The 14,535-nt window shown below is 40.6% G+C and carries 22 protein-coding genes; all 22 read right to left on the reverse strand.

Translation table 11 applies throughout. The features are described 5' to 3' along the window. Positions 1 to 615: 615 nt before the first annotated feature. Positions 616 to 1,851 (reverse strand): MFS transporter, encoded by a 1,236-nt coding sequence (locus E4T71_RS02705; RefSeq protein ID WP_135036495.1) that lies wholly within the window; start codon positions 1,849 to 1,851, stop codon positions 616 to 618. A gap of 11 nt (positions 1,852 to 1,862) precedes the next feature. Next, positions 1,863 to 2,504, reverse strand: a complete 642-nt coding sequence (gene pyrE / locus E4T71_RS02710) for an orotate phosphoribosyltransferase (RefSeq protein WP_135036497.1) — start codon at positions 2,502 to 2,504, stop codon at positions 1,863 to 1,865. Further along, on the reverse strand, positions 2,501 to 3,202 hold the full coding sequence (gene pyrF / locus E4T71_RS02715) for an orotidine-5'-phosphate decarboxylase (protein ID WP_135036500.1): 702 nt from the start codon (positions 3,200 to 3,202) through the stop codon (positions 2,501 to 2,503). Before pyrF ends, pyrE begins: the two co-directional genes overlap by 4 nt. A 230-nt stretch (positions 3,203 to 3,432) precedes the next feature. After that, on the reverse strand, positions 3,433 to 4,671 hold the full coding sequence (locus tag E4T71_RS02720) for a gamma-glutamylcysteine synthetase (RefSeq protein ID WP_135036503.1): 1,239 nt from the start codon (positions 4,669 to 4,671) through the stop codon (positions 3,433 to 3,435). Between the two features lie 223 nt (positions 4,672 to 4,894). Next, positions 4,895 to 5,281 (reverse strand): 50S ribosomal protein L17, encoded by a 387-nt coding sequence (gene rplQ, locus E4T71_RS02725; protein WP_135036506.1) that lies wholly within the window; start codon positions 5,279 to 5,281, stop codon positions 4,895 to 4,897. Positions 5,282 to 5,292: 11 nt separating this feature from the next. After that, the gene (locus E4T71_RS02730) at positions 5,293 to 6,228 is read right to left on the reverse strand and encodes a DNA-directed RNA polymerase subunit alpha (RefSeq protein ID WP_135036509.1); all 936 of its coding nucleotides are present in this window, start codon (positions 6,226 to 6,228) and stop codon (positions 5,293 to 5,295) included. A 46-nt stretch (positions 6,229 to 6,274) separates the two neighbouring features. Next, the gene (rpsK, locus tag E4T71_RS02735) at positions 6,275 to 6,658 is read right to left on the reverse strand and encodes a 30S ribosomal protein S11 (RefSeq protein WP_135036512.1); all 384 of its coding nucleotides are present in this window, start codon (positions 6,656 to 6,658) and stop codon (positions 6,275 to 6,277) included. 18 nt (positions 6,659 to 6,676) lie between these two features. Further along, on the reverse strand, positions 6,677 to 7,042 hold the full coding sequence (gene rpsM / locus E4T71_RS02740) for a 30S ribosomal protein S13 (protein ID WP_135036515.1): 366 nt from the start codon (positions 7,040 to 7,042) through the stop codon (positions 6,677 to 6,679). A gap of 25 nt (positions 7,043 to 7,067) precedes the next feature. Then, a complete protein-coding gene (gene rpmJ / locus E4T71_RS02745) occupies positions 7,068 to 7,184 on the reverse strand; it encodes a 50S ribosomal protein L36 (protein WP_001808836.1) in 117 nt (38 codons plus the stop codon). Between the two features lie 24 nt (positions 7,185 to 7,208). Then, positions 7,209 to 7,427, reverse strand: coding sequence for a translation initiation factor IF-1 (gene infA, locus E4T71_RS02750; protein ID WP_001029883.1), 219 nt, complete (start codon positions 7,425 to 7,427; stop codon positions 7,209 to 7,211). Between the two features lie 116 nt (positions 7,428 to 7,543). Continuing rightward, positions 7,544 to 8,200 (reverse strand): adenylate kinase, encoded by a 657-nt coding sequence (locus E4T71_RS02755; protein WP_135036518.1) that lies wholly within the window; start codon positions 8,198 to 8,200, stop codon positions 7,544 to 7,546. A gap of 103 nt (positions 8,201 to 8,303) precedes the next feature. Next, positions 8,304 to 9,614: a preprotein translocase subunit SecY gene (gene secY, locus E4T71_RS02760; protein ID WP_135036521.1), complete on the reverse strand. Its 1,311-nt coding sequence runs from the start codon at positions 9,612 to 9,614 to the stop codon at positions 8,304 to 8,306. Positions 9,615 to 9,636: 22 nt separating this feature from the next. Next, the gene (rplO, locus tag E4T71_RS02765) at positions 9,637 to 10,077 is read right to left on the reverse strand and encodes a 50S ribosomal protein L15 (protein ID WP_135036524.1); all 441 of its coding nucleotides are present in this window, start codon (positions 10,075 to 10,077) and stop codon (positions 9,637 to 9,639) included. Positions 10,078 to 10,214: 137 nt separating this feature from the next. Then, positions 10,215 to 10,397 (reverse strand): 50S ribosomal protein L30, encoded by a 183-nt coding sequence (rpmD, locus tag E4T71_RS02770; protein WP_202056480.1) that lies wholly within the window; start codon positions 10,395 to 10,397, stop codon positions 10,215 to 10,217. A 13-nt stretch (positions 10,398 to 10,410) separates the two neighbouring features. After that, positions 10,411 to 10,905, reverse strand: a complete 495-nt coding sequence (rpsE, locus tag E4T71_RS02775) for a 30S ribosomal protein S5 (protein ID WP_135036530.1) — start codon at positions 10,903 to 10,905, stop codon at positions 10,411 to 10,413. Positions 10,906 to 10,923: 18 nt separating this feature from the next. Next, positions 10,924 to 11,280 (reverse strand): 50S ribosomal protein L18, encoded by a 357-nt coding sequence (gene rplR / locus E4T71_RS02780; RefSeq protein WP_135036533.1) that lies wholly within the window; start codon positions 11,278 to 11,280, stop codon positions 10,924 to 10,926. Positions 11,281 to 11,500: 220 nt separating this feature from the next. After that, on the reverse strand, positions 11,501 to 12,040 hold the full coding sequence (gene rplF / locus E4T71_RS02785; RefSeq protein ID WP_135036534.1) for a 50S ribosomal protein L6: 540 nt from the start codon (positions 12,038 to 12,040) through the stop codon (positions 11,501 to 11,503). 262 nt (positions 12,041 to 12,302) lie between these two features. Beyond that, a complete protein-coding gene (rpsH, locus tag E4T71_RS02790) occupies positions 12,303 to 12,701 on the reverse strand; it encodes a 30S ribosomal protein S8 (RefSeq protein ID WP_135036536.1) in 399 nt (132 codons plus the stop codon). A gap of 305 nt (positions 12,702 to 13,006) precedes the next feature. Next, positions 13,007 to 13,192, reverse strand: coding sequence for a type Z 30S ribosomal protein S14 (locus tag E4T71_RS02795; protein ID WP_001085699.1), 186 nt, complete (start codon positions 13,190 to 13,192; stop codon positions 13,007 to 13,009). A gap of 17 nt (positions 13,193 to 13,209) precedes the next feature. Further along, positions 13,210 to 13,752 (reverse strand): 50S ribosomal protein L5, encoded by a 543-nt coding sequence (gene rplE / locus E4T71_RS02800; RefSeq protein WP_135036539.1) that lies wholly within the window; start codon positions 13,750 to 13,752, stop codon positions 13,210 to 13,212. A gap of 23 nt (positions 13,753 to 13,775) precedes the next feature. After that, entirely contained in the window at positions 13,776 to 14,081 is a 306-nt protein-coding gene (gene rplX / locus E4T71_RS02805; protein WP_135036542.1) for a 50S ribosomal protein L24, read from the reverse strand. Positions 14,082 to 14,157: 76 nt separating this feature from the next. Beyond that, positions 14,158 to 14,526: a 50S ribosomal protein L14 gene (gene rplN / locus E4T71_RS02810; RefSeq protein ID WP_135036544.1), complete on the reverse strand. Its 369-nt coding sequence runs from the start codon at positions 14,524 to 14,526 to the stop codon at positions 14,158 to 14,160. Positions 14,527 to 14,535 lie beyond the last annotated feature (9 nt).

Raw genomic sequence — 14,535 nt, forward strand, 5'->3', positions numbered from 1 at the left:
CAACTTAATCATTCTATCAAAACTTCATTTGCTTGTCAACACTTTTTGTTAACTTTTTTGAAGTTTTTTTGAATTCGTTCGTTTCACCCGAACTTTTATCATTCATCTGTCCCGTTTAAGGAACTCTCCCTTCAGGACTTTATTAGTATACAACACTCTTACTTACTTGGCAACACTTTTGTTTAATTTTTTTAAACTTTTTTTCATTTTTTTAAATAATAGTGATAGAAATCTTGATTTAAAGGCTTTTTCTCGAATAAATAAAATGATTTTTTTATGATTTATCTCCTTATATTTGCCGAAAACTGAGTCTAACTGGAATAAAAAACGAGATTCTACTTCTCTATCCGTAGCAATCTGCCTACTTCTAACTCTCCATATCGATAATTATTTTGCTAGGCGGGAGGAAAATCGAAGAATTTCTCAAAATCTTATTCGTTACAAGTCTATATTTTAAAAAGAGAAGGCTGGTAAAAAATCCCAGCCTTCTAAATCTGTTCTCCCACCCCTTTTCATCAACTAGGAAGAACGGGTGGATTTAGTTCCCTTCGCTTTTTCATCTCTATGCAGTCCGTCCATCAATGAAACAAACCATATTTTCGAATTTAAATATGACTAATCGATATTTTCTACCGATTCATTGAGTTGTTGATAATACTCTTGTTTGAGATTTGAAATACTCAACATCGCTAGTAGACTAAGAAGATAGAGTCCTGCGAGAAAGAGCATAACGGTTGTCACCGTGGCATTCTGTAAGATAAAACCAATCACAACGGATGAGAAACCTCCAATGGCTCGTCCAACATTTAGAATGACATTATTAGCAAGAGATCGAACATAGTGAGGATAAAGTCGAGTAATCATGGCTCCATATCCTGCAAACATTCCATTGACAAAGAATCCAACAATAGCACCAGCTATCAGAATACTCCACTCTGTCCGTGCAAAACTAAAGAGATAAACAGACAGGGCTGAAGCCACTAAAAATATACTGTAACTTTTTCTTGGTCCCATATGATCTAATAGGTTTCCAAAGACAATCATTCCGAAGCACATGCCAAGAATCGTCGTAATCATCCAAACTGAGGATCCACTCATACTTACTCCAGCCTGTTCCTGCATGATACTGGGTAACCAATTCATCATTCCAAAGTAGCCCGCTATCTGAACAGTTGTCATCACCATTAAACAAATAGTCTGGGCAGCAATTGTTGGATTGGGAAACAAATCCTTAATCTTGCCTTTTTCCTGTCGCGCTTCCTTCAAGAGGTCTGCATCAAAATCACTAACCTGATCCGCATCAACAGCTATCAGAGACCAAAAAACAATTCCTAGAGGAAGTAAACCGCACAAAAAGAGTCCTCTCCAACCAAAAATCGGGGCAATCAAACCGGCCAAAGCTGCCGAGGTTATCGAACCTATTTGCCCAACGATTCCGTTGATAGAGGACATCCTTCCCATTTGTTCTTTCGGGACTAAACCAGCCATAATAGCAATCGCCACACCATACTCTCCACCTACTCCAATACCAGCAATAAAACGCATCAAATAGAGATATTCCAGATTAGGAGTAAAGAAAATAAGGGCAGTTGCCAAAGAGAAGATCGTTACAGTCCAACGAAACACTTTAAATTTATTACATTTATCGGCTAATATTCCAAAGACAATACCACCTAACAACATGCCAAGATTGGTTATTGTCGCAATCCAACCAGCTTCTACCTTACTAATCGCTAGCGAAGCAATAATAGATGTAAGGGAAAAGGATAAAAACATAACATTTAAATCATCCGTACCTGAAGCTATAATAGCCGATATTAACGCATTGCGATCATTTTTTGACAACTTCATCTTTTACTCCTTTATTCCATTTCTTGGGACCAAGCTTCTGGGTTCCGGTGCCAACTTTCCAGTAATGAACGATAGGGCTTCAGCTCTTCCTGTAACAAAGCTTGTTGAATCAGCGATTCATAATTTGTCAAGGTAATCAGAGGATAGCCTGCATACTCGAAAGCTGTAATTCCTATCGGTAGCTGATAATTGAATATTGCAGCACAACCAATGATTTCTGCACCTTCCTCTGCTAATGTTTGAGCTGCCTGAAGCACACTTTTTCCTGTACTAATTAAATCCTCAATGACTACAACTTTGCTTTGACTTGGCAAGCTTCCTTCTATGGCTTTTTTCTTACCATGTTTTTTAGCATCCGATCGAACATAGACCATTGGCAAATCCAGGATTTGCGAAACCATACTAGCATAGGGAATCCCTGCCGTTGCGACACCTGCAAGATACTCAACTTCGGGAAACGTTTCTTGAATTCTCGTGGCTAACTGCTCTACAATATAGCTTCGCTCTTTAGGATGGCCCATCATTAAACGATTATCACAGTAGATAGGCGATTTCAATCCCGAAGTCCAAAGAAACGGTTTTTCGGGAGACAAACTAACTGCCTTTATATCTAACAGGATCTGTGCTACTTGTAGTGACTGTTTCTGTATCATGATGCCCTCCACTCTTGTAAAATGGCTTGGTAAATCTGGCGACGATTGTCAGCCCTAGTAATGGGTCTTCCAACAACAATGTAATCTGTGCCTCGTTTTTTTGCACTCTCAGCGGTTGTTACTCGCTTTTGATCATCCTCTGGTGACCACTTCCAGCGAATTCCTGGTGTAATCGTCAAAAAGTCCACTCCACAAGCTTCTTTGATAGCTGGAACTTCTTGAGGAGAACAGACTACTCCATCCATGCCACTCTCCTTAGCAAGCTTGGCAAGATGAAGAACATCTTCCGTTAAGGTTCGATTCGAGTTCTGTACTCTTTTAAACTCTTTTGGGCTTGTCGAGGTCAGTTGTGTCACAGCAATCAAAAGCGGTTGAAAGCCTGACTTATTTCTGGCATTGACAGCAGCTCTCATCATTTCAATACCACCCTGAGCATGCACATTAATCATCTGACATCCTAGTTGACTCATAAAAGATACCGTTCTAGCGACAGTATTGGGAATATCGTGCAATTTTAAATCTAGAAAAACCTGATGTCCAGCCTCCAATAAGTCTCTGACGACTGCTGGTCCTTGACTAAAATACAATTCCATTCCAATCTTTAGAGATAAAGGCTCCCCTCCTAAATCTCGTAACAAGCTCTCCAGATCCTCTTTTTGGGAGACATCCAGGGCAATAATTGGCCTCGTTTTATCCATAGCATCCTCCTATTCTAGTAATCCAACACGGCAAGTTTTCTCCTTTCTATTTTTTAGGTCCAAAGTGCTCAAAAAAAGCCTCTCGCATATCGTAAGCGAGAGACCCGAGAGTTTGATGAAGTTTAAATGACTACATCCAATTCATTTTCCCGAACACGATTTACCCTAAATTGTCTAAAGTTTACCATATTCCGAATTTTTGTCAAGGTTTTTTGGAATAATTTAGTTATTTACAAATGTTCTAGAAAAACTTCTTCCCCCAACCCTCTTTGCTGGAGACCTTTCTTTGCGCAGCTAAGGAGCTCTTCTGAGAAGGCTTGAATCACTTCTTTTTCTTTTGCACTCAAATTTTGACGAGAAAAATCTTTACGCAATTGCACATAATCATGACCCATACTCTTGAAAAATGAGGAACGTTCGAGCAAGTCTTCCAAGGCTTCTAATTCCATCAAGAGACCAAGATGAAAGGCTGCCGGTGCAAAAGTAACGTCCAAGGGTTGAGTGCAGATACTCCGAAATTCAATAGTTCCCCTTCTGGTTAACTCCTGATAATGGTAGGAACGATGATTCTTAAGATCACGCGATTCAGGCTTCAGCATCAGATTCTCTCCATTTATTCCATAGGCATGAATTTCATCTTGTCCTAAATACTCCCTTAGCGGAATTGGTTCGAAATACATGTAATCTCCATCTCGGATTGTATAAAACAAGGAAGATTGGCTTTTAAAATCAATATAATCTGCCTCTGATTCAAAATCGCTAGGATAAATTCCGACATTCTGGGGAATCAAACCATGCATAGAAGCTTCCCAAAGATAATCCCTAGCTAGACTACATCCCGTCAGAGGTTCAAAGGATGAGTTCGCAAATAAATAGGCCTTTGCAGCTTCAATCTTATTAAAGGCATTTAAGACCCTTAAAAACTGACTCCTACTAACATCAAACTGAACCTGACTTCCACAAATATAAGCTGCATAATCCATATAAGGATGAAGCTCAGCATGTTGTTTTCCTAAAGAAAGATACTGCATCAACATTTGGTAACGTCCTGTCACTACAGGTCGATTATCGTTGATATCCCAATTGGGGTTTATCCCTGCTCCCACAAGCTGATGATCGTATTGAACTAAAAAGGACTGAATAGCGTCAAGGTAGATCTGAAAACGCCCAGCAACTTCAAATAAATTCTCAGCTTTCGCAAATGCAAACTCCAAGGTATTGTAACTAACTTCAAAAAGAATCAGATCTCCATTGGCAGCTACAATCTCAATCGGCTGTTTGTCATCATCAAACTTCACAATGGCAAAATCTAAGAGTTGAACAAGATGACGAAGCAAAGATATTGTCAGCCTATGATCCGTTGCTTGCCCATGTAAATGAACAATTGGAAATTCTAATTCAACTCCAATGAAAAGTTCTGGATTCTCTTTAAGTTTTGAAAGATAGTTTTCATGAAAAAATTGCTCCATAAATCGTCCTCTTTTCATTTATTCTAACCAGTATACCAAATTTTTAAAGTAAAAAACAAAAACGCCTGCTTACGCCATGGTTCTTGTTAAGAGCCATTGCGTAAACAAGCGTCTACCATCATGATGATGAGTGTTAGCACCAGGATCACTCCTGGTGCTAGACCAGAGCTAGACTAAGAGTCAAAAGACTCCATCATCATAACACTCAACAAAATTGATGATTTTAAACAAGTTCAATAATCGCCATTGGAGCTGCATCACCACGACGTGGTTCAGTTTTCAAGATACGAGTGTATCCACCCTTACGGTCAGCATAGCGTGGAGCGATATCTGAGAACAATTTTTGAAGTGCAGTTGTTGTAACGATTTTATCATTTTCAGCATCGTATACTTCACTTGCAATTTCGTTACGAACGAAAGCAGCTGCTTGACGACGTGCGTGCAAATCACCACGTTTACCAAGGGTAATCATTTTTTCAACTGTTTTACGAATTTCTTTTGCACGAGCTTCTGTAGTTACGATTGATTCATTGATGAGCAAATCAGTTGTAAGATCACGAAGCATCGCTTTACGTTGTGAACTAGTGCGTCCTAATTTACGGTAAGCCATTTTTTCCTCCTCTATTTCTCTTTTAGACCAAGACCAAGATCATGAAGTTTGAATTTCACTTCTTCAAGACTCTTACGGCCAAGGTTTCTCACTTTCATCATTTCGGCTTCAGTTTTCTCTGTTAAATCATATACTGTATTGATGCCTGCACGTTTCAAACAGTTGTAAGAACGAACAGATAGATCCAATTCTTCGATTGTGCGTTCCAATACGCGATCATCTGAACTTGAATCAGCTTCTTTCATCACTTCTGCTGCTTTGGCAACTTCAGTAAGATCAGTGAATAGATTTAAGTGCTCATTTAAAATACGAGCAGACAAACCGAGAGCGTCCTCTGGAATAATTGTTCCATTGGTCATGATTTCGAGTGTTAATTTGTCAAAACCATCATTGCTACCTACACGAGCAGGTTCAACTTGGTAATTGACTTTTTTCACTGGTGTGTAGATTGCATCTACTGCCAATGTACCAACCGGTGCATTATCCATTTTATTTTCATCAGCTGGAACATATCCACGACCAGTACGAACTGTCATACGAGCCTTGAAAGTCGCTCCTTCGCCAATAGTAAAGAGGTAATGATCTGGGTTGACAATTTCGATATCACTGTCTGTCAAAATATCACCAGCTGTAATTGTAGCAGGTCCTTTAACATCCAATTCAATCATCTTTTCGTCTTGGACGAATGATTTAACAGCAATTCCTTTGACGTTGAGGATAATCTGCATAACATCCTCACGGACACCTGGAACTGTATCAAATTCGTGCAATACACCCTCAATATTGATAGATGTTACTGCTGCTCCTGGAAGGGAGGCCAATAAGACACGACGAAGGGAGTTCCCAAGTGTTGTTCCGTAACCACGCTCAAGTGGCTCAACAACAAACATGCCGTAATCACTATTTTCATCAATTTTTGTTATTTTTGGTTTTTCAAACTCAATCATTTTATACTCCCTCTTAAAACGAAAAGCTGTGTAAATTTAAAATCAATTATACACGACGACGTTTTGGAGGACGGGCACCATTGTGAGGAACTGGAGTAACGTCACGAATTGCAGTTACTTCAAGACCTGCAGCTGCAAGTGCACGGATAGCAGATTCACGACCAGAACCAGGACCTTTAACTGTAACTTCTACAGATTTAAGACCATGTTCTTGAGCAGATTTAGCAGCTGCTTCTGATGCCATTTGGGCAGCAAATGGAGTAGATTTACGAGAACCTTTGAAACCAAGTGCACCAGCTGATGACCAAGCAATTGCGTTTCCGTGTACATCGGTAATCATAACGATAGTGTTATTGAATGTTGCGTGGATATGAGCAATACCAGATTCGATATTCTTCTTCGCACGACGTTTACGTGTTGGTTTAGCCAAGACTGTTTACCTCCTATATTATTTTTTCTTACCTGCAATCGCAACAGCTTTACCTTTGCGAGTACGAGCATTGTTTTTAGTATTTTGTCCACGGACAGGAAGTCCACGACGGTGACGGATACCACGGTAAGAACCGATTTCCATCAAGCGTTTGATGTTCAAGTTCACTTCACGACGAAGGTCACCTTCAACTTTGATTGTATCTACTTCACGACGGATAGCGTCTTCTTGATCTGGTGTAAGATCTTTTACGCGTACATCTTCAGAGACACCTGCAGCAGCAAGAATCTTCTTAGCAGTTGGAAGTCCGATACCGTAAACATAAGTAAGTGATACAACTACACGTTTATCATTTGGAATGTCAACTCCAGCAATACGAGCCATGTTTTCTCCTTTCTAGTAACTTATTTTAACCTTGGCGTTGTTTGTGTTTTGGATTTGCAGGGCAAATAACCATAACACGACCATTACGACGAATAACTTTGCAGTATTCGCAAATTGGCTTAACTGATGGTCTTACTTTCATTTCTTAATCCTCCAATTTTTTCCTTTATTTAAAGCGGTAGGTGATCCGTCCACGAGTCAAATCATATGGGCTCATCTCGACTGTTACACGGTCTCCCGCTAAAATACGAATATAATTTTTACGAATTTTACCAGAAACTGTTGCTAAAATCTGATGTCCATTTTCAAGTTCAACCGTAAACATTGCGTTCGGCATGGTATCGACTACCTTACCTTCAACTTCAATCACATCGTCTTTTGCCACGCAAAAGTACCTCCCTAAATTTCGATTTATGTCCTCTGGGTATAGAGGGACAAGATAAGTCAGAACCTAACTAGTGTACCACTAAGACTGATTTAATGCAAGATACAAACTATAGATTATTTGATTTTTTCTAATACAGCTTGGATATCTACAAAAACTTTGTCAATTTCTTGGTCTCCTTGAATATTAAAGACCAAGTCTTTAGCGGCATAGTGTTCAAGAATTGGTTGACCTTGAGCAATATTGACATCCAAACGTGTTTTAATAGCCTCTGGCTTATCATCTTCACGCTGGTAGAAGTCATGGCCACCACAATTGTCACAAGTGCCTTCAACTTTTGTCGGGTTGAAAATCTTGTGATAAGTTGCTCCACAGCTACGACAAATAAAACGGCCACTCAAACGGTCCAAAAGAATACTTGGGTCGACATCAATGTTAACCACCCCATCCAATTGAATGTTCGAAGCTGCCAAGGTTTGATCCAAGGCATGTGCTTGTTCAATGGTACGTGGGTAACCGTCCAACAAGAAACCTTTTTGGCTAATATCATCTTGCAAAAGGCGCTCTTTGACAATTCCATTGGTTACTTCATCTGGAACCAATTGTCCTTGATCCATGTAAGATTTTGCCAATAAGCCCATTTCCGTTTCATTAGCGATTGCTGCACGGAACATATCTCCTGTAGAAATATGAGCAAGGCCAAATTCTTCGACCAATTTAGCTGCTTGAGTCCCTTTTCCGGCACCTGGTAAGCCCATAATCAAAAGATTCATGTCTTCTCTCCTTTTTGTTTTCCACTAAATCTATCAATCGCTTGATAAACTTAGCAAAAAACAAAATAGAGAGGAATCAGCCACGGCTGATATCCTCTAAATTTTAGTCTGTATCTGTATGCATAAAGCCAACATAGCGACGTTTCAGAAGGTATCCTTCCAACTGCTTGATTCCGTCAATTGCTGTTGAAATCAAGATTAGCAAACTGGTTCCTCCCAAAGCTACAGCCTCGGCCAAACCGAATACGTTTTGAGCAACGATTGGGATAATGGCAACGAAACTCAAGAAGATTGAACCAACAAGAGCTAAGCGTCGCAAAAGCTTGGACATATAAACCTCTGTCCCCTTACCTGGGCGAACTCCTGGAATATAGGCTGAACTCTTTTGCAAGTTTTCAGCAGTCTTTTCAGGATTAATCTGCACAAAGGTATAGAAGAACGTAAAGAGGATAATTAAAAGTGCATACATGGCAATTCCCGACGGCATATCTGTCGACAGGAGATCTCGCACATTTCGTACCCAAGCTGCATCATTTCCGCTTAAAATCATAAACTGAACAATAGCGGCTGGTGCAGCTGTGATAGAACTGGCGAAGATAACTGGGATAACCCCGGCTGGATTCACCTTCAAGGGTAGGTAAGAGCTAGAGGAAGCACCCTGTGCCAATTTTGTATATTGGATTGGAATTTTGTATTCAGCCTGCTGTACAAAAGTGGTGAAATAAATAATCGCCAAGACAGCTAAAGCTACTGAAGCAAGGAAAATCGCTGAATTCTGTAGACGATCTGCCGGCACATTAATGAAATAATCTTCATAAAGTCCCCAGAAAGTCCGTGGAATGGCAGAGATAATACCGGCAAAGATAATCATGGAAACCCCATTTCCATAACCTTTATCGGAAATTTGTTCTCCCAACCAAACTACAATCATGCTACCTGTTGTCAAAATACAGCCAATGTAGAGATAGGTTTGCCAGTTTGGGGTAGGCACCAGCTGAGCATTAGACAAGGTATTAAAACTTGCCGTAATCGCAATAGACTGGACAAAGGCTAGGACTAAGGAAATGTAGCGAGTGGCTTGGTTGAGTTTTCGTCGTCCAACCTCACCTTGTTTTCCCCACTCTACAAATTTAGGAACAATATCCATTTGGAGTAGTTGAACAACGATGGAGGAGGTGATATAGGGAGAAACACCCAAGGCAAAAACCGAAAAGTTCTGCATGGCATTCCCCGATACCAAACTCAACATGTTAAGGAAGGACAATTGAGACAAGTCAGCAAGGACCCGGGCATTCACACCTGGAACAGTAATATGCGTTCCAACGCGGAAAACGAAAAGGATAAAGAGGGTCATCCAAATCTTGGTCCGGACCTGCTTAATTTTTAAGGAATCCCTTAAAATTTTAAAGAACATAGAGTAACCTCTCTATCGTTTCTTAGATGACCTCGATTGATCCACCTTTAGCTGTGATTGCTTCTTCAGCTGATTTAGAGAATTTAGCTGCTTTCACAGTCAATTTCTTAGTCAATTCGCCGTTACCAAGGATTTTAACACCTGATTTTTCAGCTTTCACAATTCCAGCTTCGATCAAAGCAACTGGTGTTACTTCTGCACCGTCTTCAAAGACGTTCAATTGATCAAGGTTGACAATCGCATATTCTTTACGGTTGATGTTTGTGAAACCACGTTTTGGCAAACGACGGAACAATGGAGTTTGTCCCCCTTCAAATCCTGGACGTACGCCACCACCGCTACGAGCTTTTTGACCTTTTTGTCCACGACCTGAAGTTTTACCGTTACCGGATGAAGTACCACGACCTACACGGTTACGAACTTTACGAGAGCCTTCTGCTGGTTTCAATTCATGAAGTTTCATTCTGTTTTTTCTCCTTTTATGAGTGACAATTGTCACGGGCTAGCGCTTTTGCAAAACGGAAACTTTTACAAAAACTCGCTTGTCTAAATGGCTTGTAAGTCGCAAAGATTCTTCTTTGCGACTTAGCCATGATGTTCTTATTTAACTTCTTCTACAGTTACCAAGTGAGAGATGGTGTTCACCATTCCAAGGATAGCTGGATTATCTTCTTTGATAACAGAAGAATGTAATTTGCCAAGTCCAAGGGCAACAACCGTTTTACGTTGGTTTGGCTTGCGTCCGATTGGAGACTTAGTCAAAGTAATTTTAATTTGAGCCATTTGATCCCCTTTCTTATGCCAAGTCAGATACTGAGATACCACGTAAAGCAGCAACCTCTTCAGCACGTTTTAATTGTTTCAATCCTTCAACAGTTGCGCGAACGATATTGATTGGAGTATTTGAACCAAGTGATTTAGATGTAATATCTGCAACACCTGCCAATTCGATGACGGCACGAACTGCACCACCAGCGGCAACTCCAGCCCCTTCAACAGCTGGTTTCAACAATACACGAGCTCCACCAAATTCAGATGTAATCTCGTGAGGAATTGTAGTACCAACCATAGGAACTTCAATCAAGTTCTTCTTAGCATCTTCGATAGCCTTACGGATTGCTTCTGGAACCTCTTGAGCTTTACCAGTACCAAATCCAACACGGCCATTGCGGTCACCAACAACTACAAGAGCTGCAAAGCGTAGACGACGTCCACCTTTAACAACTTTTGTAACACGGTTGATGGCAACTACGCGTTCTTCAAGTTCAACTGCATTGTCTTTAAATGCCATTTTTCAGTGTCCTCCCTATTAGAATTTCAATCCGTTTTCACGAGCTGCATCAGCCAACGCTTTAACACGTCCGTGATATAGATATCCACCGCGGTCGAACACCACTTCAGAAATACCTTTAGCAACTGCACGTTCAGCTACAAGTTTACCAACTACGGCAGCTTGTTCTGTTTTTGTACCTTTTGAAACGTCTTTATCAAGAGTTGAAGCGCTTGCGAGCGTTACACCCGCTACGTCATCAATTACTTGAGCGTAGATGCCTGTATTAGAACGGAATACGTTCAAACGTGGGCGATCAGCAGTTCCAGAGAGTTTTCCGCGAACACGACGATGGCGTTTTTGGCGGAGTTTGTTTTTATCTGGTTTCGAAATCACAATTTTCACCTCTTAGTTTTTTGTTTGTGCTTAGCACAGAGTCGGTAGATCAGACTAAGACATCTATTTCTACCTTATCATTTAGTTCAATAACTGTCTCTAACCCAGCGGTTGAAGGATATGTTTGTTCGTTTTTAATGGCTCCCAAAAATATCTCAGCAACTGTGCGGGGATGAAGCTAGAAACTAATTTTTGGAAAATTAGTTCTATCTTACAGTTATTATTTACCAGTTTTACCTTCTTTGCGACGTACAAATTCTCCAACATAGCGGATACCTTTACCTTTATATGGCTCAGGCGCACGAAGGCTACGGATGTAAGCAGCAGTTTGGCCGACTACTTCTTTGTTGATCCCTGAAACAACGATTGTTGTTGGGTTTGGCAACTCAAAAGTAATTCCAGCTGGTGCTTCAACCTCATCTGGATGAGATTTACCAACTGCAAGAACCAATTTGCTTCCTTGAAGTTGTGCACGGTATCCAACCCCACGCATTTCAAGTTCTTTCTTGAATCCTTCTGATACACCAACAACCATGTTGTTCAAAAGGGCACGTGTAGTTCCGTGGATTGTTTTCATTTCTTTAGAATCGTTTGGACGGTGAAGAGTTACTTCTGTTCCTTCCACACGAATTTCGATGTCCTTCGCAAATTCACGAGTCAATTCACCTTTAGGACCTTTTACAGTAACCACATTGTTATCTGCGATGTTCAATTCAACACCAGCAGGCAATACGATTACTTTATTACCAATACGTGACATGTTTATCTCCTGTTAAATTATCGAGCCGCAAAGCGACTAGTTTTCACGGGGTATGATCAAGAGGAAATTTAGAAGACCAACTTCTATCTAAATCCTTCAATCATGAATATACAAGCGTAGGAACTCACATCAGAGTCACAAACCTGTAATTGAGCTCGAGCTACAGCCTGGTGCGAAAAAGATAAACCTTCCTAGAAGCTATAGCTTCTGCGTCTGGTCTCCTATTTTCGCTGGGGCTGCTTAACGCTCTCGCATCTTGATATTACCAAACGTAGGCGATTACCTCACCACCAACATTCTTTTGGCGTGCTTCTTTATCAGTAAGCAAACCTTCAGATGTTGATACGATCGCGATTCCAAGTCCGTTCAAGACTTTTGGAAGATCTTCGCTCTTCTTGTAAACACGAAGACCTGGTTTTGAAACACGTTTCAAGTTTGTGATAACTTTTTCACCGTTTGATCCGTATTTCAAGAATACGCGAACAATGCCTTGTTTATCATCTTCAATCACTTCAACGTTTTTTACAAAACCTTCACGTTTAAGGATTTCAGCAATACCTTTTTTGATGTTTGATGCAGGTACTTCAAGAACTTCGTGGTTAGCTTGGTTAGCATTACGAATACGTGTCAAAAAGTCTGCAATTGGGTCAGTCATAACCATTTTTTGATTTCTCCTCTTATTACTAGTAGTTTGAGCAAGTCACTTGCTAGTTAATGAATAGGCAGCTGCCTAGGTTTCACCAAATGTTGGTGAAGAAAGTCAGAACACGGACTAAAATAAGCCCATCTTCAAAACTTGAATTAAGTTCGAGCTATAGCCTGGTGCGAAAAAGACAAAGCTATCTAGAAGCCATAGCTTCTACATTAGATTTACTATTTTCACTAGGGCTGATTAACGCTCTCACACCTTAAATTTGAGCAAGGACTAAGATCCTAATGAAAAAGATCGTCCTTTGCATCATGAAATTACCAAGAAGCTTTTGTTACGCCTGGGATTTGCCCTTTGTAAGCAAGCTCACGGAAGCAAACACGGCAAAGCTTAAATTTACGGTAAACTGAGTGTGGACGTCCACAACGTTCGCAACGAGTGTAAGCTTGTGTAGAGAACTTTGCAGGACGCTTATTTTTAGCGATCATTGATTTTTTAGCCAATTTAAGTTCCTCCTGAATTATTTAGCGAAAGGCATTCCAAGTCCTGCAAGCAATTCGCGAGACTCTTCATCTGTATTCGCTGTCGTTACGATAACGATATCCATACCGCGTGTTTTGTCGACGTCATCAAAGCTGATTTCAGGGAAGATCAATTGCTCTTTGACACCAAGTGTGTAGTTTCCACGTCCGTCGAATGATTTTGTTGGGACACCTTGGAAGTCACGTACACGTGGAAGTGATACAGAAACCAATTTGTCTAAGAAATCGTACATACGCTCACCACGAAGGGTTACTTTCGCACCGATCGCTACACCTTCACGAAGACGGAAGCCGGCGATAGATTTCTTCGCTTTTGTGATCAATGGTTTTTGACCAGAGATAAGTGCAAGCTCTTCTGCAGCTTTTTCAAGGTTTTTAGCATTTGAAACTGCATCACCAACACCCATGTTCAAAACGATTTTATCTACTTTTGGAACTGCCATTACAGAAGAGTAGTTGAACTTCTCTGACAAAGCAGGGACTACTTCATTAAGATATTTTTCTTTCAAACGATTAGCCATGTTACTTCTCCTTTCCTTCGTGATTAATCAAGCACTTCGCCTGATTTTTTGTTGTAACGAACTTTTTTGCCGTCTACAAATTTGTAGCCAACACGTCCAGCAACACCATTTTTATCCAAAACTTGTACATTAGATACATGGATTGGAGCTTCCACTTCAACGATACCACCTTTAGGAAGTTCGTTGTTTGGACGTTGGTGTTTCTTCACGATGTTGACACCTTCAACGATGACTTTGTTAACTTTTGGAAGGGCAGTAAGGACAACAGCTTCTACACCTTTGTCTTTACCTGCGATTACTTTAACTTTATCGCCTTTTTTTACAAACATTCTTTTCTCCTTAAATTCTTACGCCCATAGGGGGCACCCTGAAAGATACCTTTCAGGGGACTATAGTTTGTGTTTCTTACAATACCTCTGGTGCAAGGGAAACGATCTTCATGAAGCCACCTTCACGCAATTCACGTGCAACTGGGCCAAAGATACGTGTTCCACGAGGTGTTTTGTCATCACGGATGATAACTGCAGCGTTCTCATCAAATTTGATGTAAGAACCGTCTGCACGACGAGCACCTGTCTTAGTACGAACGATAACGGCTTTCACAACGTCACCTTTTTTAACCGCACCACCAGGAGTCGCTTGTTTTACAGAAGCTACGATAACATCGCCGATGTTAGCGAATTTACGTCCTGAACCACCAAGAACCTTGATTGTCAAGATTTCGCGGGCACCTGAGTTATCAGCAACTTTCAAACGAGTTTCTGTTTGAATCATTTACCTTTT

It is taken from the genome of Streptococcus sp. WM07, from assembly GCF_004570525.1.
Taxonomy (GTDB): domain Bacteria; phylum Bacillota; class Bacilli; order Lactobacillales; family Streptococcaceae; genus Streptococcus.